12 protein-coding genes, 1 tRNA gene and 1 pseudogene are annotated in these 21,642 nt (G+C 67.3%); 8 read left to right on the top strand and 6 right to left on the bottom strand.

Annotated elements, in window-relative coordinates:
- Positions 1-189 precede the first annotated feature (189 nt).
- The 3 genes and pseudogenes from J1C47_RS15165 (at position 190) to J1C47_RS15155 (ending at position 3,528) form a co-directional block, all read left to right on the top strand.
- The gene (locus J1C47_RS15165; RefSeq protein WP_207351618.1) at positions 190-1,797 is read left to right on the top strand and encodes a tyrosinase family protein; all 1,608 of its coding nucleotides are present in this window, start codon (positions 190-192) and stop codon (positions 1,795-1,797) included.
- A 22-nt stretch (positions 1,798-1,819) separates the two neighbouring features.
- Positions 1,820-2,269, top strand: a pseudogene (locus J1C47_RS15160) (transposase); the annotation flags it as partial.
- Between the two features lie 59 nt (positions 2,270-2,328).
- Positions 2,329-3,528 (top strand): ATP-binding protein, encoded by a 1,200-nt coding sequence (locus tag J1C47_RS15155; protein ID WP_342591995.1) that lies wholly within the window; start codon positions 2,329-2,331, stop codon positions 3,526-3,528.
- Positions 3,529-4,024: 496 nt separating this feature from the next.
- On the opposite strand, the gene J1C47_RS15150 is transcribed toward J1C47_RS15155, so the two are convergent.
- The 5 genes from J1C47_RS15150 to J1C47_RS15130 all read right to left on the bottom strand — a co-directional run bounded on the left by J1C47_RS15150 (position 4,025) and on the right by J1C47_RS15130 (position 10,143).
- A complete protein-coding gene (locus tag J1C47_RS15150; protein WP_207351617.1) occupies positions 4,025-4,927 on the bottom strand; it encodes a cation diffusion facilitator family transporter in 903 nt (300 codons plus the stop codon).
- A 20-nt stretch (positions 4,928-4,947) separates the two neighbouring features.
- On the bottom strand, positions 4,948-7,137 hold the full coding sequence (locus J1C47_RS15145) for an anthranilate synthase (RefSeq protein WP_207351616.1): 2,190 nt from the start codon (positions 7,135-7,137) through the stop codon (positions 4,948-4,950).
- 260 nt (positions 7,138-7,397) lie between these two features.
- On the bottom strand, positions 7,398-8,912 hold the full coding sequence (locus J1C47_RS15140; protein WP_207351615.1) for an aldehyde dehydrogenase (NADP(+)): 1,515 nt from the start codon (positions 8,910-8,912) through the stop codon (positions 7,398-7,400).
- A 526-nt stretch (positions 8,913-9,438) separates the two neighbouring features.
- Positions 9,439-9,515, bottom strand: a tRNA-His gene (locus tag J1C47_RS15135).
- A 172-nt stretch (positions 9,516-9,687) separates the two neighbouring features.
- Complete coding sequence (locus J1C47_RS15130; RefSeq protein WP_207351614.1) at positions 9,688-10,143, bottom strand: phasin family protein; 456 nt, start codon at positions 10,141-10,143, stop codon at positions 9,688-9,690.
- 287 nt (positions 10,144-10,430) lie between these two features.
- Between J1C47_RS15130 and J1C47_RS15125 the strand changes: the two genes are divergently transcribed.
- Positions 10,431-14,468 carry a sensor histidine kinase gene (locus tag J1C47_RS15125; protein WP_207351613.1) on the top strand — a complete coding sequence of 1,346 codons (4,038 nt, stop codon included), beginning with the start codon at positions 10,431-10,433 and terminating at the stop codon, positions 14,466-14,468.
- Between the two features lie 126 nt (positions 14,469-14,594).
- On the opposite strand, the gene J1C47_RS15120 is transcribed toward J1C47_RS15125, so the two are convergent.
- The gene (locus tag J1C47_RS15120) at positions 14,595-15,251 is read right to left on the bottom strand and encodes a class I SAM-dependent DNA methyltransferase (RefSeq protein ID WP_245396588.1); all 657 of its coding nucleotides are present in this window, start codon (positions 15,249-15,251) and stop codon (positions 14,595-14,597) included.
- Positions 15,252-15,786: 535 nt separating this feature from the next.
- Here J1C47_RS15120 and J1C47_RS15115 point away from each other — a divergent pair.
- The 4 genes from J1C47_RS15115 to J1C47_RS15100 all read left to right on the top strand — a co-directional run bounded on the left by J1C47_RS15115 (position 15,787) and on the right by J1C47_RS15100 (position 21,328).
- Complete coding sequence (locus J1C47_RS15115) at positions 15,787-16,845, top strand: Fe(3+) ABC transporter substrate-binding protein (RefSeq protein ID WP_207351611.1); 1,059 nt, start codon at positions 15,787-15,789, stop codon at positions 16,843-16,845.
- 20 nt (positions 16,846-16,865) lie between these two features.
- Entirely contained in the window at positions 16,866-18,557 is a 1,692-nt protein-coding gene (locus J1C47_RS15110; protein WP_207351610.1) for an ABC transporter permease, read from the top strand.
- A 138-nt stretch (positions 18,558-18,695) separates the two neighbouring features.
- Positions 18,696-19,061, top strand: a complete 366-nt coding sequence (locus J1C47_RS15105; RefSeq protein ID WP_207351609.1) for a hypothetical protein — start codon at positions 18,696-18,698, stop codon at positions 19,059-19,061.
- A 35-nt stretch (positions 19,062-19,096) separates the two neighbouring features.
- Positions 19,097-21,328, top strand: coding sequence for an outer membrane protein assembly factor BamB family protein (locus J1C47_RS15100; RefSeq protein WP_245396587.1), 2,232 nt, complete (start codon positions 19,097-19,099; stop codon positions 21,326-21,328).
- The last annotated feature ends 314 nt before the right edge of the window (positions 21,329-21,642 follow it).

Genomic DNA, 21,642 nt, shown 5'->3' with positions numbered 1-21,642 from the left:
GATCTCTGCCGGCGCTCACCCCTGCCGACGATCCCGGCGGAACGGGGCGACACGCGGCGCCGGCGGAACGGGGAAATCTGCCGCCGACAAAACTTTTCGTGACGCTACGGCAGCATGATGCATCGGCCGGGGTTTCGGCCTATGCTCGGGGCGGGGCTATGTCGTACGCCAGGGTCGAGGGCCGCTCCCATGCAAACCACGAGACGCAACCTTCTGAAGGTCGTCGCATCGCTCACCATGGTCGGGCTGCTGCCCGTCAGCTTCGAGCATCTCGCCAAGGCCCAGCCGCTGCGCGTGCGCTACGATGCCCGCTCCACCGAGGGCAAGCGGATGCTTCAGACCTACGCCCGGGCGGTGCAGGCCATGAAGCAGACCGGGGCCGGCACCCCGGCCTCGTGGACCTTCCAGTGGTACACCCATGCGGTGAGCGGCTCGAGTTCCAAGCTCGCCGAGCTCAACCGCATCTACGGCAGCCAGCCGAGCCCGGACCGCGACCTCGCCAACCGGGTCTGGAGCACCTGCCAGGCCCATGGCAGCGGCACCTGGGAGCCGAACTTCCTGCCCTGGCACCGGGCGCTGATCCTGTTCTTCGAAGATACGATCCGCCGCGTCGCCCAGGACGACGCCTTCACCCTGCCCTACTGGAACTATACCGAGGACGCGACGCTGCCGGTCGAGTTCCGCCAGAAGGACGACCCGACCTACGGTGCGCTCTACCAGGCCAACCGCAATCCCGGCATCAACTCCGGCACGCCGCTGACCGAGGTGCGCGGCGGGCTGCCGGCGCAGCTTCTGTCGCTCGACGTGATGGACGAGCGCCAGTACTACGCCGGGCCGCAGGGCGTGCCGCAGGGTTTCAACGAACGCATCGACAACGGCCTGCACGGCTTCATCCACGTCAACACCGGCGGCACCGAGAACATGGGTGCCGTGCCCTTCGCCGCGCAGGATCCGATCTTCTGGATCCACCACTGCAACATCGACCGGATCTGGGCCGGCTGGAACGCCAATGGCGGCCGCAACCCGACCGGCAAGCAGTGGGCGAGCCAGCAGGTCCACGTCTTCGCCGACGCTTCGGGCAACCGCATCGAGGTGACCAACGGCCAGGTCACGGCGATCGAGCCGCTCGGCTACAGCTATGACGAACTGCCGCGCCAGCGCGGCGGCGGGGTGGCGGTCGCCTCGCGCGAGAGCGCGCGGACGACGGCGCTTTCGGGAGCGGCGGCGGTGAACGACATTCTCGGCGGCGGCGGCGGCACGCAGCTTGCCCAGGCGGACCAGGGCCAGGGCCAGGGTCAGGCCCAGACGCCGGGCGCGGGTCAGGAGCCCGACGGGACACAGGCCCAGGCGCAGGCCGAGATGATGGCGACGACGAACCAGCCGCTGGTCCTCGGCGCCGCGCCGACGGCGATCACCCTCACCCCGGCCCAGCACGGCGCCTCGACGGAGAGCTTCGCGCTCGGCCTGAAGAACTCGCCGAAGCGCCAGTATCTCGTGCTCAGCGGCATCAAGACCGACGTGCAGCCCGGCACCGTCTACAACGTCTTCGCCGGCCAGCCCGGCGCCCAGCCCGCGACCGGCGACAGCCCCAGCTACGTCGGGTCGCTGCAGTTCTTCGACGCCCAGCCCTTCGGCACCGACGCGGCGCCGAAGCCGGTGCGCTTCGTTTTCGACATCACCGACAAGCTGCAGTCCGGCGCGATCAAGGATCCGCTCAGCTACTACATCGTCCCGGCCGACAATCCGGAGGCCGGCGCCAAGCCGGTGATCGGCACGATCGAGCTGGTGAACAACTAACCCGGGGCCGGTGCCGGCGAGGCGACGCGGCTTTTCCGGCACCCGCCGCGTCGTGATCGCCATCCGCGAGCGCCTTGGCCGCACCCTGACCTTCGTTCGCCAGTACGAGCACGAGGGCGTCGACCTCGCGAAGCAGATGGGCGCAAACGGCGCCAGGATGTACGCCGACGAGGCCACCCACTGGGACTTGCTGAACGCCTTCTTCCCCACCGAGCGTATCAATCACTCGGAAGACTACAGCGACTTGAACGGCAAGCACACGAACTGGGTTGAAAGCTACTTCTCGCGTCTCCATCGCATGGTGCGCGGCCAGCACCACGGCGTTTCCCACCGCTACCTTCACCAGTACGCCGCCAATGCCGCATGGTGCGAGCATCACCGCCGCCGCGACAACGGCACCAACGCCTTCACGCTGGTCGGCGATGCCGTCCTGTCGCCGGTTAGCCGTGCGTGGTGCGGGTATTGGCAGTGATAATGCTGTTTGATAATCTCGTCTAAACCGTCATAAACTGGCTAAACTCAATAATCGGAGTGTTCGATTTGGACCCTATGCGCAATCCTTACGCTCCCGGCGCAGGCAATAAGCCACCTGTCATTGCGGGTCGTGACGACCTGGTCACCACCGCAACAACTGCGCTAGCTCGCGCCCGTCTAGGGCGGCACGCAAAGAGCTTTATTGCTGTGGGCCTGCGTGGTGTCGGGAAAACAGTAGTACTAAATCGCATACTAGACATTGCGGAAGACGACAAATTTCACGTAGTATATATCGAAGCTCACGAAAACGCAAATCTAGCGCAATTGATTATACCCCAGCTGCGAAAGGTGTTAATAAAGCTGTCTAAATCCGCCCAGGCCGGTGAATTAGCGAAGCAAGGACTTTCTATTCTCAAAAATTTTGCAAACGCGTTCAAAGCAACATACAATGATATCGAATTTGGAATTTCATTTCCGGACACGCAAGGCGTAGCAGATAGCGGAGATTTATCAAATGATCTTCCAGAACTTCTTAACATAGTAGGTCAGACGGCAAAATCAAAAAATACAGCGGTCGTTTTGTTGATCGATGAATTGCAGTATTTATCACATGAGGAGATGGGTGCTCTTGTCATGGCAATTCACCGAATGAACCAGAGAGGATTGCCGATAGTTTTAGTAGGTGCTGGTTTGCCGCAACTACTTGGGAAAATGGGTGATTCCAAGTCTTATGCCGAAAGGCTTTTTGACTTCCCCCGGGTAGAAGCCCTCACCGAGCCCTATGCAAGAATAGCACTGTCGGAGCCCGCTGAGTCTGAAGGAGTGCAGATCGAAGAGGAGGCATTTTCCGCGCTTTTAGATGTCACGAAAGGCTATCCCTACTTCCTCCAAGAGTGGGGATACGTAGCTTGGAATATCGCGTCAAATGATCGGATTACACTTTCTGACGTACTGAATGCGGGACCCGAGGCAATCCGCCGCCTTGATGAAAGCTTTTTTCGAGTTCGTTTGGAGAGGATGACGCCGACTGAGCGAAAGTATATATCGGCAATGGCGAAATTGGGAGACGGCCCTCATGCGTCAGGAGACATTGCAAAAGCCTATGGTGCAGCAGTTTCGACCGTTGCACCACTGCGCTCATCTCTAATTGCAAAGGGAATGATATTTAGCCCATCGTATGGAACAACGGATTTCACCGTGCCATTATTTGCATCTTTTATTCAGCGTGAAATGCCGCAATCGACACCACGCATCTAAAGCTCCTCTGCCTCCCCACCAGCGCATAAAAGACGTTGCCCCGCTCGTCCCGGACCTTTCGACCATCGCGCTCAGCGTCGTGCGCCTGAGCGCTCCGTACACCGCATTCATCAGCGTGGCCCGATCGGTCCTTCCGTCAGCAATGGCCGTGGCGAGTGTACCACCCGCCAAGGGTTCGTCCGCGTCCCGCAAAGCCCCAATGATCAACCTGCGAAGCTCGCCGCGCCTGAACGCGCTTATGTGCTTCCTTCGCGGGCGGATGGATTCGGGTTCACCTATGAAGCCGACCTGGCCCAGCGTTCGGTCCACTGCGGCTAGGTCAATGTCGATTTCGGCGATCCGCTGCTGGAGCCATTCGCGCTCCGTTGCAAGATCGGAGCGCTTGCGAATGAGGCCGGATACAGTATGAGATGACATGCCCGGCAGGATACGGTTAGGCCGCTGTTCCGCCTACCGTTTTGATGGTGCATCTGCTACATAGGGGCGGGATCATGCTTCAGAGCACCGGCACGCCGGTCTGCTTGGCCTCGTCCTCCGGCTCGACGTGGATCAGCACCCGCGCCCCGGAAAACAGTTCCTGCAGCGCGTCCTCGATCCGGTCGCAGATGCGGTGCGATTTCGCGACGGTCATCTCGCCGGGGACGACGAGATGGAACTCGATGAACATCGCCCGGCCGGCGAGCCGGGTCTTGAGGTCGTGGACTTCGATCGCCCCGTCGGCATTGGCCGAGATCGTCTCGCGCACCTTTGCGTCGGATTCGGCGTCGATCGCCTGGTCCATCAGGCCGGACAGCGACGAGGTGACGACGCGGGTTCCCTCCCAGAGGATGTTGAGGGCGACGAGGGCCGCGAGCAGCGGGTCGAGGACGTTCCAGCCGGTCAGCGTCGCGAGCGTCAGGCCGACGATGACGCCGACCGAGGTGACGACGTCGGCGAGGATGTGGCGGCCGTCCGCGGCAAGCGCCGGCGAGCGGTGGGTGCGGCCGGCGCGGATCAGGACGAAGGCCCAGACGGCGTTGATCGCGGTCGCGACGCCGTTGAGGAGAAGCCCCTCGAGCGGCGCGTCGAAGCCGCGCGGCTGCCAGTAGGCGCCCCAGGCTTCCTTGAGGATGAGCAGCGCCGCGACGACGATCAGCACGCCCTCGACCACGGCAGAGAAGTACTCGGCCTTGGTGTGGCCGAACGGATGGTCGTTGTCGGCCGGCTTGTAGCTGACCGCGACCGCCCACAGGGCGACGAGCCCGGCGACGACGTTGACGATCGACTCGAGCGCGTCGGAAAACAGGGCGACCGAGCCGGTCACCACATAGGCGGAATACTTGATCGCAAGCACCAGCAGCGCGACGGCGACGGTCGCCGCCGCCATGCGCATGGCGATCGGAGCTTTGCTTTCCGGCATCGGCGAAACGGCGGCCGCCGTCAGGCGGCCTTCTCCTTCGCGCGCCGCGGCAGATGCGCGACGACGTTCTCGATCATCCGCATGCCGGCATCGCCGCCGAGCGTCATGATGCTTTCGGGATGGAACTGCACCGCCGCGACGGGCTCCGAGCGATGCTCGAAGGCCATGACGATCCCGTCCTCGGTCTCGGCCGTCACCTCGAAATCCCGCGGCAGGCGGACGGGATCGGCGAAGATCGAATGGTAGCGACCGACGGTGATCTCCCGCGGCAGGCCGGAAAAGATGATTCCCGGCTTGTCGATGCGGATGCGCGAGGGCTTGCCGTGCATCGGGACGTGCAGCGTCCGCAGCGCGCCGCCATAGGCTTCGGCGAGCGCCTGCAGCCCGAGGCAGACGCCGAAGACCGCCGCGCCGCGCTCACGCGCCGCGGCGATCGTGCCCTTGCAGTCGAAGTCGGATGGCATGCCCGGCCCGGGCGACAGGACGACGAGGTCCGGGTCGATCCGTTCGAAGATCTCGGCCGGCACCGGGGTGCGCACGGTCGCGACCTTCGCGCCGGTCTGGCGGAAGTAGTTGGCGAGGGTGTGGACGAAGGAGTCCTCGTGGTCGACGAGGAGGATCGACAGGCCCTCGCCGACCCGCGCGGTCTCGCGCACGCCGGCCTGCGCGTTGGACGCGCCGGCCTCGCGGATCGCGCCGAGCAGCGCCGAGGCCTTGAGCTCGGTCTCGGCCTCCTCCTCCTCCGGGTTGGAATCGTAGAGCAGCGTCGCGCCGGCCCTGACCTCGGCGATCCCGTCCTTCAGCCGGATGGTGCGCAGCGTCAGCCCGGTGTTCATGTCGCCGTTGAAATGCACCATGCCCACCGCGCCGCCGTACCAGGCGCGCGGACTCTTCTCGTGCCGCTCGATGAAGCGCATCGCCCAGAGCTTCGGCGCGCCGGTGACGGTCACGGCCCAGGCATGGGAGAGAAAGGCGTCGAAGGCGTCCATGCCGTCGCGCAGGCGTCCCTCGATATGGTCCACCGTATGAATGAGACGCGAATACATCTCGATCTGGCGCCGGCCGATGACCTTGACCGAACCGGGATCGCACACCCGGCTCTTGTCGTTGCGGTCGACGTCGGAACACATCGTCAGTTCCGATTCGTCCTTCTTCGAATTGAGCAGCTTCAGGATCTGCTCGGAATCGGAGATCGCGTCCTCGCCGCGCTTGATCGTGCCGGAAATCGGGCAGGTCTCGACCCGTCGGCCGTTGACCCTGACGAACATCTCCGGGCTCGCGCCGATCAGGAACTCGTTCTCGCCGAGATTGATGAAGAAGGAATAGGGCGACGGGTTCACCGCCTTCAGCCGGCGGGAAATCTCCGACGGCCGATGCTCGGCCCGCTCGTAGAACACCTGGCCCGGCACCACCTCGAACAGATTGCCGCGGCGGAACTCTTCCTTGGCGAGGCGCACGAGTTCGGCATATTCGCCGGGCGCGTGGTCGCCGCGCGGCGGGATCCGGTCCGACGCGACGAAGGGCGCCGACGCCTCGCCGCGGGCGAGCCCTTCGGTCGAGGCGTCGCCGAGGCAGAAATCGTAGCGGGTCAGGAAGGCCGAGGCCGAGTAGTGATCGACCTCGAGAAGCTCGTCGGGAAGGTAGAGCACCAGGTCGCGGCGCTCGGGATCGCGCTGCTGGACCTCCGTCACCGGATCGAACTGGAAGGCGAGGTCGTAGCCGAAGGCGCCGTAGAGCCCGATCGCCCCGTCCTCGGGCGAGCGGAACAGCGACACGATGCGGCGCAGCACGGAAAAAACGGTCGGAACGCGCGAACGCTCCTCTTCCGTCACCGCCCCTTTCGGCGTGGCGATGGCAACGTCGATCCGGTCCTCGCCGACTTCGAGCGAGGCGACGTCGTCGCAGTCGCGAAGCACGGTGGCGACCAGCCCGGCGAGCACCCGGCCGCGGGGGTTCAGCGCCTCGATCCACAGGCTGCGGCCGCGCGAGGCGACGACCAGCGGCGGATCGACGAAGGCGACGTCCTGGCGGGTGTAGCGGCCGGGATATTCGTAGTTGGAGAAGAGGATCGCGCCGCGATGCGTGTCGAGCCGGTCGAAATAGGGGTCGATCGCGCCCTCGTAGACGACCTTCTCGCGCCGCCTCGTGACGACGACACCCCCGGCGGTGGTATACCGCTCGGTCCCGTCGTCCAGATGTTCGCTCACCATGTCCGATCCTCCGTGCTCGGCCCCTCTCGGCCCGGACGACGAAAGCGAAAAGGCCGCCCGGTTCACGAGGCGGCCTTCTATCGAGATCACGATGCGTGACGGCTCGGCCGCTCTGTCAGAGCGTCCACCACCAGTTCATCGCCGTGACGACCTTTGTATCCATGCGCCACCGATAGCCGGTGGGGCGGGAAAGGGCAATGGCCCGGATCGCGCTTTCGCGGCGGCCGTGGCCGGCGCGCGGCGGGACCCGCTGCAGCCCGTCACTTCAGGTCGGCGGGAAGCAGATCGGCCGGGATCGCCTGATAGCAGACCGGCCGCAGGAAGCGGCGGATCGACAGGGTTCCGACCGAGGTCGCGCCGAAATTCGTCGAGGCCGGATAGGGGCCGCCATGGACCATGGCGTCGCAGACCTCGACCCCCGTCGGGAAGCCGTTGGCGAGAATGCGCCCGGCCTTGCGTTCGAGGATCGGCATCAGTCGCGCCGCGGCGTCAGTGTCGCCGGCGTCCATGTGCAGCGTGACCGTGAGCTGGCCGTCGAAACCGCGGGCGAGCCGCTCCATCTCGGCGACGTCCTTCACCTTCACGACGATGCCCAGCGGGCCGAACACCTCCTCGGCGAGCGTCTCGTCCCTGGCGAAGGCCTCGCCGGTGGTCTCGAAGAGATAGGGCGAGGCATGGCGCGAATCGTTCGCCTCGCCGATCAGCGGCCGCACGCCCTCGGTCGATGCGACGCGGTCGGCCCCCTTGCGATAGGCATGGGCGATGCCGTCGGTCAGCATCGCCTGCCGGGAGACGTCCTTCGCCGCCTCAACCGCGGCAGAGACGAAGGCCTCGGCACCCTCCCCCTCGATCAGGATGGCGATCCCCGGATTGGTGCAGAACTGGCCGGCACCCATGGTCAGCGATCCGGCCCAGCCCTTGCCGATGGCCGCGGCCCGGGCCTTGAGGGCCTCCGGCATCAGGAACATCGGATTGACCGAGCCGAGCTCGCCGAAGAAGGGTATCGGCTCGGGCCGCCGGGCGCAGAGATCGAACAGCGCCCGCCCGCCGGCGAGCGAGCCGGTGAAGCCGACTGCCTTGATCAGCGGATGGGTCACGAGCGCCTCGCCGACGTCGCGCTTGCCGCCCTGGACCAGCGAGAAGACGCCGGGATGCAGGCCGTGCTTCTTCACCGCCGCGGCGATCGCCTGGGCGACGATCTCGCCGGTTCCCGGATGGGCGCCGTGGCCCTTGACGACGACCGGGCAGCCGGCGGCGAGCGCCGCGGCGGTGTCGCCGCCGGCGGTGGAGAAGGCGAGCGGAAAGTTCGACGCGCCGAAGACGGCGACGGGGCCGATCGGCCGCTGGATCAGGCGGATGTCGGGACGCGGCGCCGGCTGGCGGTCGGGCATCGCCGCGTCGTGGCGACGATCGAGATAGGCGCCCTCGCGGATGTGCCTGGCGAAGAGCCGCAGCTGGCCGGTGGTGCGGCCGCGCTCGCCCTGCAGCCTTGCGGCCGGCAGGCCGGTCTCGCCGCTGCCGATCTCGGTGATCGCCTCGCCGCGCGCCTCGATCTCGTCGGCCACCGTCTCCAGGAAGGCGGCGCGCTCGTCGCGGCTCGAATAGCCGTAGGACCAGAACGCTTCCTCCGCGGCCTTCACCGCTTCGTCGACGAGTTCCGGCGTCCCGACCGAGAAGTCGCGCGGCTCGCCGCTCGACGGCTCCGAGCGGAAGGTCGTCGCGGACGCCTTCCATTCGCCGGCGATCAGGTGCTTGCCCGTGAGTTCCAGTGCCATGGTCGAACCTTCTGTTCCGGTTTCAAATCGTTGCCGCCGCCCGTCGAAAAGATTTCCCGCCGGCGGTGGGAGGGCGCGCCGAAGAGGCGCGTGCCGTGCCGATGCGGCGCTCCGCCGGCAGGTGTCGCGGCGAGGCATCACGCCTCAGGCGGCCGCCGTCAATCCCGCGCCTCGTCGAAGACCGTTCGATCTCGCCGCGCGGACGGCATCTCTGCGGCGAGGCGGAAGCGTTGGATGCGCGCGAAAGCCGCGCTGCCTCGCTGGGGCTGACTTAGGCTTGCGCCGGGCGGAGGCGAGAGCCCTTTTGGCAAGGACGGCCAGGAAAGGGGAATGCGCAAGCAAGCCGCCGATCAGTTCCGGCAACGCTTCCGGTCGAAGCCGGCGCGATCGTCGCAGAGGCCAGACCTGCCGGGGCCCCAGCTCGTGCGCCGGCAGCGAGTTTATTGAGCTCTCCATTCGACCAGGCATGAAGCTGCCGGAACGAACGGTTGCAGGATCGAATTCGGGAGGATCGGCGGCTGGCGAGTGGTACGGTTGGGTGGGTTCGAACCACCGACCTTCGGAGCCACAATCCGACGCTCTAACCAGCTGAGCTACAACCGCGTGCCATCCAATCGGCAAAGACCGGATAGTGATTTTCGTCGGGCGATGCAAGCCCGGGCCGCACTGGGAGAATGGTGCCCGCCCCCGAAAACGACGAAGGACCGCTGCGGGCGGTCCTTCCATCTTGTTGCCGCCTCGTCGGCGGCGGCGGCGATTGCCGAGGCTTGAGGGCTCAGTTGCCCTTGGTGGCCTTCTCGAAGGCTTCGCGGCCCGGCTTCATCATGTCCTGCGCGACGGACTGCGTCAGCGCCTGCATGTCCTTCACCTGGTCGGTCGCCATCTCGACCTGCTTGCGCACATAGGCGGTCTGCATCTCGATCACCTCGGCGAAGGACTTCGCCGACATCATCGAATCGAGGTGCTGGAAACCGAGCTCGGCATTGGTGCGCATCGCGTCGATGGCCTTCTTCGACAGCTGGAGCGAACCCTGATGGGCGCTCTCCATCGTCGTCTCCAGAGCCTTCGTCGCCTCGTCGGCGGCGGCCTTCATCCGGCCGTAGGCTTCCTTCGACTGCTCCATCGACTTCTGGGTCATGGAGCGGAAGGTCTCGTTCATCTGCGCAGGATCCATCCCGAGGATCGACTGGGCATTGGGCATTGCAAACGGGTCACCATGGACGTCGGCCATCTGGCTATCTCCTCTTCGATCATGTTCTTCTTGTCGCCGGGGCGTCGACCGCCCCATTCCGTTAGGTGTCATACCATCGTTTATGCTGCACTGCAACACGAACGATCAACTTTTTCGCAATTGCGCAAACATTAACCGTTTTGCAAGTCAACGGTGGGGGATCGGCCGGGGTTCTTTATTCGTCCCGCCCGCATCACTATGAATGAAACCTTAAAAGCGGATTGGACGGGCCTCACCGGCGGCGCGCGTGTGGCGGTAGCAACGAAAGAACCAAGGCGACCACCTTGATGCGACAGATGCTGGCCCTGATGGCAAGCCCCGCCGTTCGCGAGGCTAACACCGCCGAGACTGCCCTGCTGGTTCTGAATCCGGATCTGACGGCGGTGCTGTGGGCGAATGTCGCCGGCGCCGCGACCTTTTCTCTTCCGGCGCCCGGGCCCCAGGCGGAACCGGCGGCCGGCGCCTCCGTGCTCGGCCAGATCTCGGGAGCCCGCCGCCTGCTCGGGCGGACCGGCCGCACCCAGCTGATGCTGCGCAACATCGGCGGCGCCCGCGCGGCCGCCGTGCCGGCGGAGCTGCGGCTGGTCTCCCCCTTAGAGACGGAAACGGATCCGGCCCCGTCTTTCGCCCTTCTGGCGACGAAGGCCCGGCGCCCCGCCTATGCCGCCGGCGGGCGCGACGCCGCGCTGCTTCGGGAAGCCGGCCTCGCCGATGCGCCGACGGCGCGGCTCGTCGCCCCCGATGCGGCGGCCGAGACGCTGGCGGGAGACGATCTCGCCGGCGCCGACAGGATCGCCCGCCTGCTCGCCCGCCAGCACGACCTCGCCGAGGTCACGGCGGCGGAACAGCGTTTCCTCCTCGCGCGGGTCGCGCCCGACCGGCTCCTCGCCTTGCCGCTGGGTCCCGCCGAGCATCAGCAGCCGCAGACCGACGAGGGCGAAAACGTCGCCGCGCGCCAGCGGCCGGCCCCCGAGGAAACCGCCGACAGCCCGGCAACGACCGCAGCCGCCGCCGCGCCCGGCACCTCGTCGAGGATCGTCCGGTCGAACTGGGGGAGTGCGGCGACCGGTCCGGCGCCGAGCGCAGCGACGGCCGATGCGGACGAGGCCGAGTCCCTTCCGGCGGAAGGCGACGGAGCCGAGGCCGCCGCTCCGCTTGCCGAAGACGCCGATCGCCATTCCGATAAGGGCCCGGAGGAGGATCCCCTGCCCTCGAGCCTTGCGACCGACGCGGCGGAGCCAGTCCACGAAGAGCAGGTGCCGCCGGAAACGCCGGCAGAAGAGATCTTGCCCACACCTCCCGAGGCTTCCGCATCAATTGACGCCAAGCCAGCGCGCCGTCATTCCGTCTGGGGTGCCGCGCCGAGCGCGCCGCACAAAACCGCGGCTCCGGATGCCGGATCGGGCGAGGAGGCTTCATCCATGCCTCCGAGCGGCGCAGCCGGTGACGAGACGGCGGCGGCGGCGTCCGCAGAAAGCCCGTCCGACCTGGGCAAAACCAGCGACGACGCGGCCGCAGTGGGTGACGACGATCCGGCCGGGACCGAGGCCCCGCGCAAAACCGCTCCGGGAGATGCCCCGGCCATGCCGGATCAGGGCGAGGCCAGGCCCCCCTCTGCGGACGGCGAACAGCTTGCCGACCAAGAAGCCGACGGCCGCGATGGCGACGGAAGCGACACGGCAGGCGAGCCGGGCGAAGCCGGTGAGGATCAAGCGGAGCCTGCCGATGCCGCGGCGGCGGAAGCCGGATCCCCGCCCCCCGCCGGGACGTCGCAGCCGGAGGCGCCGCAGACGCGTCCGGCGACGGCAGCGGACTTCCACGCCGGCGGCGACGCCGACGAAGCCGCGCCGGAGAGCGAGTTCACCCCCCGGCCGGGCGGCGACCCCGTCCGGTTCGTCTGGCGGGTCGACAGCGAGGGGCGCTTCCGCTCCCTCTCGCCGGAATTTGCCGCGGCGGTCGGCCCGCTCTCGGCAGCCGTCGTCGACCGCAGCGTCGACGAGGTCGCGCGTGCCTACGGCTTCGACGCCGACGGCGCGCTGCGCCGGCTTTTGTCGCGTCGCGACACCTGGTCCGGGCGCACCGTGATGTGGCCGCTCGAACGGACGTCCATGAAGGTGCCCGTCGACCTCGCCGCGCTGCCGATCTACGCCCGCGACCGCAGCTTCGACGGTTTCCGCGGCTTCGGCGTGGTCCGCCTCGCCGACGCCGTCGACGATCCCGACGCGCTCGGACTTGATCCCCGCATGGCGTTCGAAAGAGCCGGCGTCCGGGAGGACACGGCCGCCGCGGACGCCGCGGAGGAGGCCGGCGATCCGATGCCGGTCTTCATGAAGAGCATCGGGGCGGCGAGCCCGCCGGTGAGCTTCGGCCGCCGCGACCCCGATCACCGTCCGGCAGCCCAGGAGACCGCGCCGGGCGACGAGGCCCATCGCGACGACGGCGAGACGGCATCGGGCGACAAGATCATCCGCCTCGAGGAGCGCCGCAAGGCGCCCAACTCGTCCCTCAGCCAGACCGAGGAGGCCGCCTTCCGGGCAATCGGCGAGACCCTGTCGCAAAGTTCGGAGCCGCGTGACCTCGCCGATGCGGTCCGCGCCGCCTCGGAGCGGATCGAGGCGATCGAAGGAGCGCGGCTTCCCGTTTCCACGACCGGCGAGGGCGGCGGTGGCGCCGGCGACGGAGCCGACACGCCGGCCGGACGGAGCCCGGAGCCATCTGGTAGAGACGCGCCGCCCAGCGCCGAGACGACGCGCGCCGACGACGCGGCGGGCCGCGCCGCCGGCGATCCGCAGCCGCCTTCCGGAGCCGCGGAGGACGGCGATGCCGCGGGCGGCCTCGCCGCCGCGCTCGAACGGGTCTACGGCTCGCTTCCCCTGCCGATCCTCGTCCAGGCGGGCGACGAACTCGTCTATGCCAATCGCGACTTCCTCGATCTCGCCGGCCGGACGGACCTCGACGCGCTGAAGGACGCCGGCGGCTTCGACGGCCTGATCATGGAGCGGCGCGAGGGCGATGCGGACTTCCTGCGCCTTCGCCGCGCCAACGGCCAGACGATCGCGATCCGGGCCCGCATGCAGCGCAGCCGCGTCGCCGGCGCCCACTGCCTCGTATTCTCCTTCTTCGCGACGCCGCGGCTTTCACTGATCACCAGCGAGACCTTCGAGCGGGCGGAGGCCCATGCCCCGCCGGTTTCCTCGGGGGTCTTTTCCGATCCGCTGCTCGATCTGGCGGCCGACGGGGTGGTGATCGTCGACGACGCGGGCATGATCACGGCAATGAGCCGGGCGGCGCAGCGTCTCTTCGACATCCCGGCGAGCGACATCGCCGGCCGGCCCTTCGTCACGCTCTTCGCCCACGAGAGCCAGAAGGCGATCAAGCGACTGCTCGCCGGGGAGGAGCCGACCGACCCGCGCTTCGAGGCGGACACGGCGGGGGGCGCCGGCAAATGGTTCGCCCGCCGCGACGTCATCGGGCGCGTTGCCGGCGGCGGATTCCTGCCGCTGTCGGTCTCGCTCGGCCGCGTGCCGGGCACGGCGGGCTATTGTGCCGTCGTCAACGACATCACGCCGTGGAAGCGGGCGGAGGAGACCGCCCTCAAGGACCAGGCCGCGGCCGAGGCCGCCAACCTCCAGAAGAGCACCTTCCTTTGGGAAGTGGCGCGCGAGATCCGCGATCCCGTCGATGCGATCATCGGCTTTGCCGATCTGATCGGCACCGAGAGCCTCGGGCCGGTGGGCAACGAGCGCTATCTCGAATATCTCGGCGACATCAAGCGCTCCGGCCGCCAGGTCATCGACCTCGCCACCATCCTGCACGACCTCGCCCGCGTCGAGACCGGCCGGCAGGAACTCACCTTCGAGGCCGTCTCGCTGGCGGAGGTCGTCACCGAGGTGGCGGCGGTCATGGCGCCGCAGGCCAACCGCGCCCGCGTCATCCTGCGCACCCACCTGCCCTCTTCGGTGCCACCGGTGGTCGGAGACCGCGACACGATCCGTCAGATCACTACCAACCTCGTGGCCAATTCGATCCGTTCGACGCCGGCCGGCGGCCAGCTCATCATCTCGCTGCGCCACGACGAAGCCGAAGGCGTCTCGCTGCGGTTCCGCGACAGCGGCATCGGCATGCGCCAGGACGAAATCGACAGCGCCCTGCGCGGACCCGGCAGGATCACCGGCCAGGCCGGTTCGGAGAGCGGCCGGCTCGGCCTGCCGCTGACGAGGGCTCTCGCCGAGGCGAACCGGGCGGAGTTCACCATCGCCTCGACGCCCGGCGAGGGAACGCTGGTGGAGCTGCGCTTTCCGCCGGCCCGGGTGCTGCTCGACTGAGCGGCTTCCGGAGGCGGCAAAGAAGAAGGGCCGCCCGAACGGACGGCCCTCCAGAACCCAAATCACTTTGATGCCTTGCTGCCGGCGGGGTCGTCCCCCGCCGCGCGGCAAAAGGCCGGGTGTCGCTCAGACCGTCCTGCGTCCCTTGCCGTAGACCCAGTAATGCGCGCCCTCCTCGGCGATGTAGCGGGCGTCCGGCAGGCTCGCGACGAGATGCAGGTCGCCGGCCTCCTCGATCCTGCGGCTCGCCGCCTCGAAGTCCGAGCCTTCGAGATAGCTGTTGCGGGTCGACGCCACGAGATAGCCGCCGTCGGACAGATAGGCCGCGAGCTGCCTGAGGCCCTTCGGCTCGACATGGCCGAGGGTGAAGACGCCGCAGCAGACGACGAGATCGTAGCGCTCGGCGAAGACCGGGTCCTTCTCGACGTTCAGGTCGACATTCGCGGCGAGCTTGTCGTAGACGCCGGTGTCGCGGGCGATGTCGCACATCTCCTGCGACAGATCGAACCCGTCGATCGCCTCGAAGCCCTTTTCCTTCAGTTCGATCCCGGCGAGCCCGGTACCGCAGCCGGCATCGAGCACGCGGATCGTCTTCGGATCCCGGGCAAGATAGCTCTCGGCGACCATCAGCGCGATGCTGGCGATCGCTTTCGGGCCGCCATACTCTTCACTCTGGACGTCGTTGTCGTAGCGTTCGGCCCAATCTGCATAGTATTTTTCGAGCTTGCTGGAGTTTCCATCGAGCCCGTGGGATGCATGGATTGTGTTTTCCGAATTCGACAAAGTTCGACCTCTCGTCTGGTTGCGAAAATTTTCGACAATGGACAGATTGCGCATACCGTCCGACATATCGAGTCTTGACAGCCCGGTTTTTCGAAACTTTCTCGTTAGGCACTGAAAACGTGGATGTTTCACCAATCCAGCGTGAAACATCTTTGACGGCCGAATCCGCACGAGGGCGAAATCAGGCTGCGATCGGCGCTGCACTGCCCTCGCACCGCCTGAAGAACGAATATGTGATCGCAGGTGTCCGGTTTCCGACCGCGCCGCGGTCGCCGGCGTAACAGCCTGATTTGGCTGTCGCCGCCCGCAGGTGCCCCGCCGGCGCTGCCGGTCAGTTTAGAATCCTTCCAAGGCATTGATTTTACTGCCCCGACGGGAGGTGCTATCGGCCTTGCCGCGACGTCTCGATTCGCCCAGCGTGCGACCGGCCCCCCTCGATCGGGCCAAGGTCGCCGGCCAGGGCCGGCAGGCGGTCGCGCCCGACATTCCTTCCTCCCGCCGCCGCGGCGCCCCTTCGACGACGAGGACAGACCCGATGACCCATCAGACCGCCAGGCAGCGCTCCGTCGCCTCGCTTTTCATCTTCGGCCTCGCTTCAGCCGCCGCTCTGGGGGCGAAGCCCGCCGCCGCCGCCGACGTCAACATCTACACCTCCCGCCAGCCGGATCTGATCCAGCCGGTGCTCGACGCCTTCACCGAAAAGACCGGACTTTCCACGGCGACGATCTTCATCGACAAGGGGCTCGAGGAGCGCATCAAGGCCGAGGGCGCCAATTCGCCGGCCGACCTCATCATGACCGTCGACATCGGCCGGCTCGACGCCGCCAAGCAGGCCGGCGTCGTGCAGCCGGTCGACAGCCCGGTGCTCGACGCGAACATCCCGGAAAAGTTCCGCGACCGCGCCGACGAGTGGTTCGCGCTGACGACCCGCGCCCGCGTCGTCTACGCCTCGCGGGAACGTGTCGATGCCGATGCCATCACCTATGCCGAGCTCGCCGATCCGAAATGGAAGGGCCGGCTCTGCACCCGCTCGGGCCAGCACCAGTACAACATCGCGCTGATCGCCGCCTACATCGCCCATTACGGCGAGGAGGCGGCGCGCGAATGGGTCACCGGCCTGCGCGACAACCTCGCCCGCCGGCCGGAGGGCGGCGACCGCGACCAGGCCAAGGCGATCTATGCCGGCGAATGCGACATCGCCCTCGGCAACACCTACTATGTCGGCAAGATGGCGACCGACGAGCTGGAGCCCGAGCAGAAGGAATGGGCGGCGGCGATCCGTGTGGTCATGCCGACCTTCGACAACGGACGGACGCATGTGAACGTCTCGGGCGTCTCCCTCGCGAAGAACGCCCCGCACCGCGAGAATGCCGTGAGATTGATGGAGTTTCTCTCGGGCGACACGGCGCAGAAGATCTATGCCGAGCTGAACTACGAATATCCGGTCGAGCCGGGAATCGAGACGTCGGACCTCGTGAAATCCTTCGGCGAACTCGATCCCGACACGTTGCCGCTCGACGAGATCGCCCGCCATCGCCAGAAGGCCTCCGAAATCGTCGACGAGGTCGATTTCGACGCGGGCCCGCAGGACTGAGACGCCGGTCCGCTGCGTCGATGTCCGCGCTTCACCCGCCGCGATCTCTTGCGGCGCGACTGTCCGCCGGCCTGCGCCCCGGCGCCGACGGCGGCTACCTCATCGGCGCCTACTGCCTCGTCGCGCTGGTCGCGATGCCCTGCGCGGCGCTCTTCTGGCTGGCCCTGTCGGGCAGTTCGGCCAACTGGTCGCATCTCTGGGCGACCATCCTGCCGGAAGCGAGCCTCGTCACCGCCGAGCTGATGGTCGGCGTCGCCGTCCTCACCGGCACGATCGGTGTCGTCACCGCCTGGCTGGTCGCGAGCTTCGACTTTCCCGGCCGGCGGTTCTTCTCCTGGGCGCTGGTGCTGCCGCTCGCGGTGCCGACCTACATCGCCGCCTACTGCTTCGTCGAATTCCTGCACTTCGCCGGCCCCGTCCAGTCGGCCCTGCGGGCGATCCTCGGCGTCAGGACCAGCCGCGAATACTGGTTCCCGGACGTGCGGTCGCTGTGGGGCGCCGTCGTGATCCTGTCGCTGGTGCTCTATCCCTACGTCTATCTGACGACGCGGATGGTGTTCCTGATGCAGGGGCGCAAGGCCGCCGACGTGGCGCGCACGCTCGGCGCCTCGCGGGCGGCCGTCTTCGCAGAGGTGCTGCTGCCGCTCGCCCGGCCGGCGATCGCCGTCGGCGTGACGCTGGCGCTGATGGAATCGGTCAACGACATCGGTGCGGTGGAGTTTCTCGGCGTCCGCACCCTGACCTTCGCGGTCTATTCCACCTGGCTGAACCGCAACGATCTCTACGGCGCGACGCAGATCGCGCTGGCGATGCTGGTGGTGATCGTCGCCCTCGTCACCGTCGAGCGCATGGCGAGGCGCCGGCAGCGCTATACGCTCGGCCGCGCCGACCGTCCGCAGCCGGGCTCGGAGCGTCTCGCCGGGATGCCGGCCGGCCTCGCCGCCCTCGCCTGCGCGCTGCCGATCCTCCTCGGTTTCGCCATTCCGCTGATCGTCCTTGCCGACGATGCCCTGCGCCGTCTCGACCAGCTCTTCGAGCCGGCGCTGTGGCGGGCGCTGACCCACACGGTCGCGATCGCCTCCCTGACGGGGGGCGCCACGGTGCTCGCCGGCTTCCTGATGGCCTACGGCGTCCGGCTGACCGGGTCGAGGCGCCTGCTCCTCGCCACCCGTCTCGCCGCCCTCGGCTATGCCGTTCCGGGCACCGTCCTTGCCATCGGCATCCTCATCCCCCTCGCCGGGCTCGACAACTACGTCGACGCGCAGATGCGCGCCGGCTTCGGCGTCTCCACCGGGCTGATCCTCTCCGGCTCGGGCGTCGCCATCGTCTATGCCGGCCTCGTCCGCTTCATGGCGATGGGCCACGGCGCGCTGGAGAGCGGCTTCACCAAGCTGTCGCCGCATCTCGACATGGCGTCGCGCACGCTCGGCCGCACGCCGGGGGGCACGCTCGCCGAAGTGCTCTTTCCGCTGATGCGGCCGGCGCTTTTGACCGCCTTCCTCCTGGTCTTCGTCGAAGCGTCGAAGGAGCTCTCCGCGACGATCCTGCTGCGGCCCTTCGACTTCGAGACCCTCGCCACCTTCGTCTACGCCCAGACCTCGCGCGCCGCCTTCGAGGACGGCGCCGTGGCGGCGCTGATGATCGTCCTCGTCGGCATCCTTCCGGTGGTGATCCTCAACCGCTCGATCCTTTCCGAGACGGCCCGGTCGTAGCGCCGGACGACCGGCCTCGAAACCCGCCCCGCAGCCCCTCCCAAACGGCCATGCGGGCGCTAGGTCGAAGAAATGTCCCGACCGGCGGTCCCTGCGGCGACCGGTCGGGCGGCAATCGTCGAAGGGGACACATGCACCATGTCAGAGATATCCGAGCCACGGACAGCGGGAGGCGCATGGCTCGTCGTCGCGGCGAGCGCGGTCGGCAGCGTCGTCGCGCTCGTCAATCTGGTCAACGACGGCAACGGCATTGCCTGGAGTTTCGGGGCCTGGCTGGTTCTCGTCTCCAGCCTGCTCGTCGTCGTGGCGGGCGTGATCCTGGCGCTGCATCTCGCCTTGTCGGGCTGGCTGCGCGGGGTGCTCGCCATCCTCCTGCTGCTCGGAATCCTCGGCACCGGCGCAGCCGCCTATTTCCTCACCGCGTGGATCCTGCTCGTCGCCATGGGCGTCGCCCTGGTCGGCTGGGTGATCCACGTCGCGGCAGATCCTTCGCCTCTGGACTGACCGCCGAAATTCTCGCTGACGGGACATAACGACCCATGAACAAGCTCAGAACGGCCGCCACCTCCGCGGCTCTCGCCCTCGTCTTCGCCCATTGCGCCCCGGCCTTTTCGCAGGACGCCGGCACTGCCGGACAGACCCCGCCGCAGGAGCAGGACGCCGCCGAACCGCAGGCCGGCAGCACCGGCGAGACCGCCGCGCCGCCCACCGGCGACGCACAGCCGGCACCGGCGGCAGAAGACACCGCCGGCCAGGACGGGGGAACCGCACAGAAGCCGGACGACGGACAGACGGCGCCGCAGCTTGCCACCGAGCCGACCAAGGGCGGCGGCAGCGTCGAACATCCGGCAGGCGACGGCGAGGCGCAGGCGGCCGCTTCCGGCGACGGCGGCGGCGAGGCACCCGCGGTCAAGGCGGACAAGAAGCCGGACGCGTGGATGCAGGATCAGAACAGCTGGGCGACCTTCAACGGCGACCTGATGGCGCAGAAATACTCGCCCGCCGACGAGATCACGCCGGACAATGTCGGAAATCTCGAAAAGGTCTGGGAATACCACACCGGCGACGTTTCCGACGGCTCGGGCGACCTGCCCTACACCGTCTGGTCGGCGACGCCGCTCTTCGTCAACAATACGCTCTATATCGGCACGCCCTTCTACAAGATCGTCGCGCTCGAGCCCGACACCGGCAAGGCGAAGTGGACCTTCGATCCCAAGGCCAAGCTCGAAGCGCTGACCCAGCCGGCGCTGAAGAACCGCGGCGTCGCTTACTGGCAGGCCGAAAGCCCCGAACAGGGCCAGCCCTGCCAGAAGATCGTCTATATCGGGACGATGGACGCCAAGCTCTACGGCGTCGACGCCGACACCGGCAAGGCCTGCGAGAATTTCGGCCAGAACGGCATGGTCGACGTCAACCAGTGGAACACCGTCAACGCCAAGTGGCCGCTCTCGCTGCTCCAGGCCGCGACCGTCTATCACGACACGCTGTTCCTCGGCTGGGCCGGCAAGGACTGGACCGACGCCGCCGCGCCTCCGGGGACGGTCTTCGCCCTCGACGCCAAGACCGGCAAGCTGAAATGGATGTTCCACGCGCTTCCGAACGAGGTGATCTCGCGGACCGGCACGTCGAACGTCTGGGCCTCGATGTCGGTCGATCCGGAGCGCGGGCTGCTCTACATCCCGGTGTCCTCGCCGAGCCCGAACTATTACGGCGGCAACCGCAAGGAAGAGCTGCCGCTCGCCACCTCGGTCACGGCGCTCGACACCGACACCGGCAAGGTGGTCTGGAGCCGGCAGCTCGTCCATCACGACATCTGGGACCTCGACACCGACGCGCCGCCGACGCTGGTCGACATCAAGAAGGACGGCAAGACCATCCCGGCGCTCGTCCAGAGCGGCAAGCAGGGCTTTCTCTACGTCCTCAACCGCGAGACCGGCGAGCCGATCTATCCGATCGAGGAGCGCCCGGTTCCGAAGTCCGACATCCCCGGCGAGGAGGCGGCGCCGACCCAGCCCTATGTCGCCAAGCCCGAGCCGGTGATTCCCGACCAGTGGCCGGGCGTCTCGGCGCTGGCCGACGCGGTCGGCTTCGGCGAATGCTCGGCCCGGGCGGCGAAATACCGCTATGACGGCCGCTTCACGCCGCCGAGCCTTGAGGGCACCATCGCCTATCCGCCGACGACCGGCGGCACGGAATGGGGCGGCGGCGCCGTCGATCCGAACACCGGCATCTACGTCGTCAATTCGAACTCGGTGGTGCAGATCTACACCCTCGTGCCGCGCAAGGAGTTCGAGCAGAAGAGCCAGGAGGGCGAGACCAGCGGCTACTACGCGCAGGGCGACGCGCCCTACGCCTTCAAGCTCGAGACCTTCCTCAACTGGGCCGGGATGCCCTGCTGGAAGGGCCCCTACGGCATGCTCGCCGCCTATGATCTGAAGACCGGCGAAAGGCTGTGGAACGAACCCTTCGGCCAGGTGCAGAAATACGGCTTCTACATGCCGGAATCCTGGGGCTCGGTGACGATCGGCGCGCCGGTGATCACCAAGTCGGGGCTGATCTTCATCGGCGCCTCGATGGACTCGCGCGTCCGGGCGATCGACCTGAAGAGCGGCAAGGTGCTGTGGAAGGCGCTGGTCGACGCGCCGGCGGTGTCGATGCCGGCGGTCTACACCTACAAGGGCCGGCAATACGTGACCTTCGCCGTCGGCGGCAACACGATCCTCTTGCCGAAGGTGGCGGATCAGGTGGTGACCTTCGCACTGCCGAAGTAAGGCGACGCGAAGCATCTGACGACAAGGACTCGGGCGGGTTCGGCGAGATGCCGGCCCGCCTTTGCCGTTGCGGCGGGTCGCGATGGCTCGATATGCTTTGACGGGTCCGCAAGGAGCGTTGACTCGACGATTATCGGCACGGTCACCTTGAGATCAACACCTTGCCGATCGGCAGCTCCCATGCGGCGATTGAGGCTGCACACGCGGCTCACCCGCAAGAGGTCGTTCGCCCACTCGGGGCATCGTCATCCATGCGTCAAAAGCAGAAATCGACGGGCCATTGCACGCCCGCGCACCTTGGCGCTGAAACCACG

The organism is Jiella sonneratiae (genome assembly GCF_017353515.1).
GTDB classification, from domain to species: domain Bacteria; phylum Pseudomonadota; class Alphaproteobacteria; order Rhizobiales; family Rhizobiaceae; genus Jiella; species Jiella sonneratiae.
This window is presented reverse-complemented; position numbering and strand designations above follow the sequence as displayed.

What these genes read in the sequence shown, in the direction of transcription:
- J1C47_RS15165 (WP_207351618.1), top strand. Translation starts at nt 190, where the DNA reads ATGCAAACCACGAGACGCAACCTTCTGAAGGTCGTCGCATCGCTCACC.
- J1C47_RS15130 (WP_207351614.1), bottom strand. Translation starts at nt 10,143, where the DNA reads ATGGCCGACGTCCATGGTGACCCGTTTGCAATGCCCAATGCCCAGTCG.
- J1C47_RS15115 (WP_207351611.1), top strand. Translation starts at nt 15,787, where the DNA reads ATGACCCATCAGACCGCCAGGCAGCGCTCCGTCGCCTCGCTTTTCATC.
- J1C47_RS15145 (WP_207351616.1), bottom strand. Translation starts at nt 7,137, where the DNA reads ATGGTGAGCGAACATCTGGACGACGGGACCGAGCGGTATACCACCGCC.
- J1C47_RS15110 (WP_207351610.1), top strand. Translation starts at nt 16,866, where the DNA reads ATGTCCGCGCTTCACCCGCCGCGATCTCTTGCGGCGCGACTGTCCGCC.
- J1C47_RS15105 (WP_207351609.1), top strand. Translation starts at nt 18,696, where the DNA reads ATGTCAGAGATATCCGAGCCACGGACAGCGGGAGGCGCATGGCTCGTC.
- J1C47_RS15150 (WP_207351617.1), bottom strand. Translation starts at nt 4,927, where the DNA reads ATGCCGGAAAGCAAAGCTCCGATCGCCATGCGCATGGCGGCGGCGACC.
- J1C47_RS15125 (WP_207351613.1), top strand. Translation starts at nt 10,431, where the DNA reads ATGCGACAGATGCTGGCCCTGATGGCAAGCCCCGCCGTTCGCGAGGCT.
- J1C47_RS15100 (WP_245396587.1), top strand. Translation starts at nt 19,097, where the DNA reads ATGAACAAGCTCAGAACGGCCGCCACCTCCGCGGCTCTCGCCCTCGTC.
- J1C47_RS15140 (WP_207351615.1), bottom strand. Translation starts at nt 8,912, where the DNA reads ATGGCACTGGAACTCACGGGCAAGCACCTGATCGCCGGCGAATGGAAG.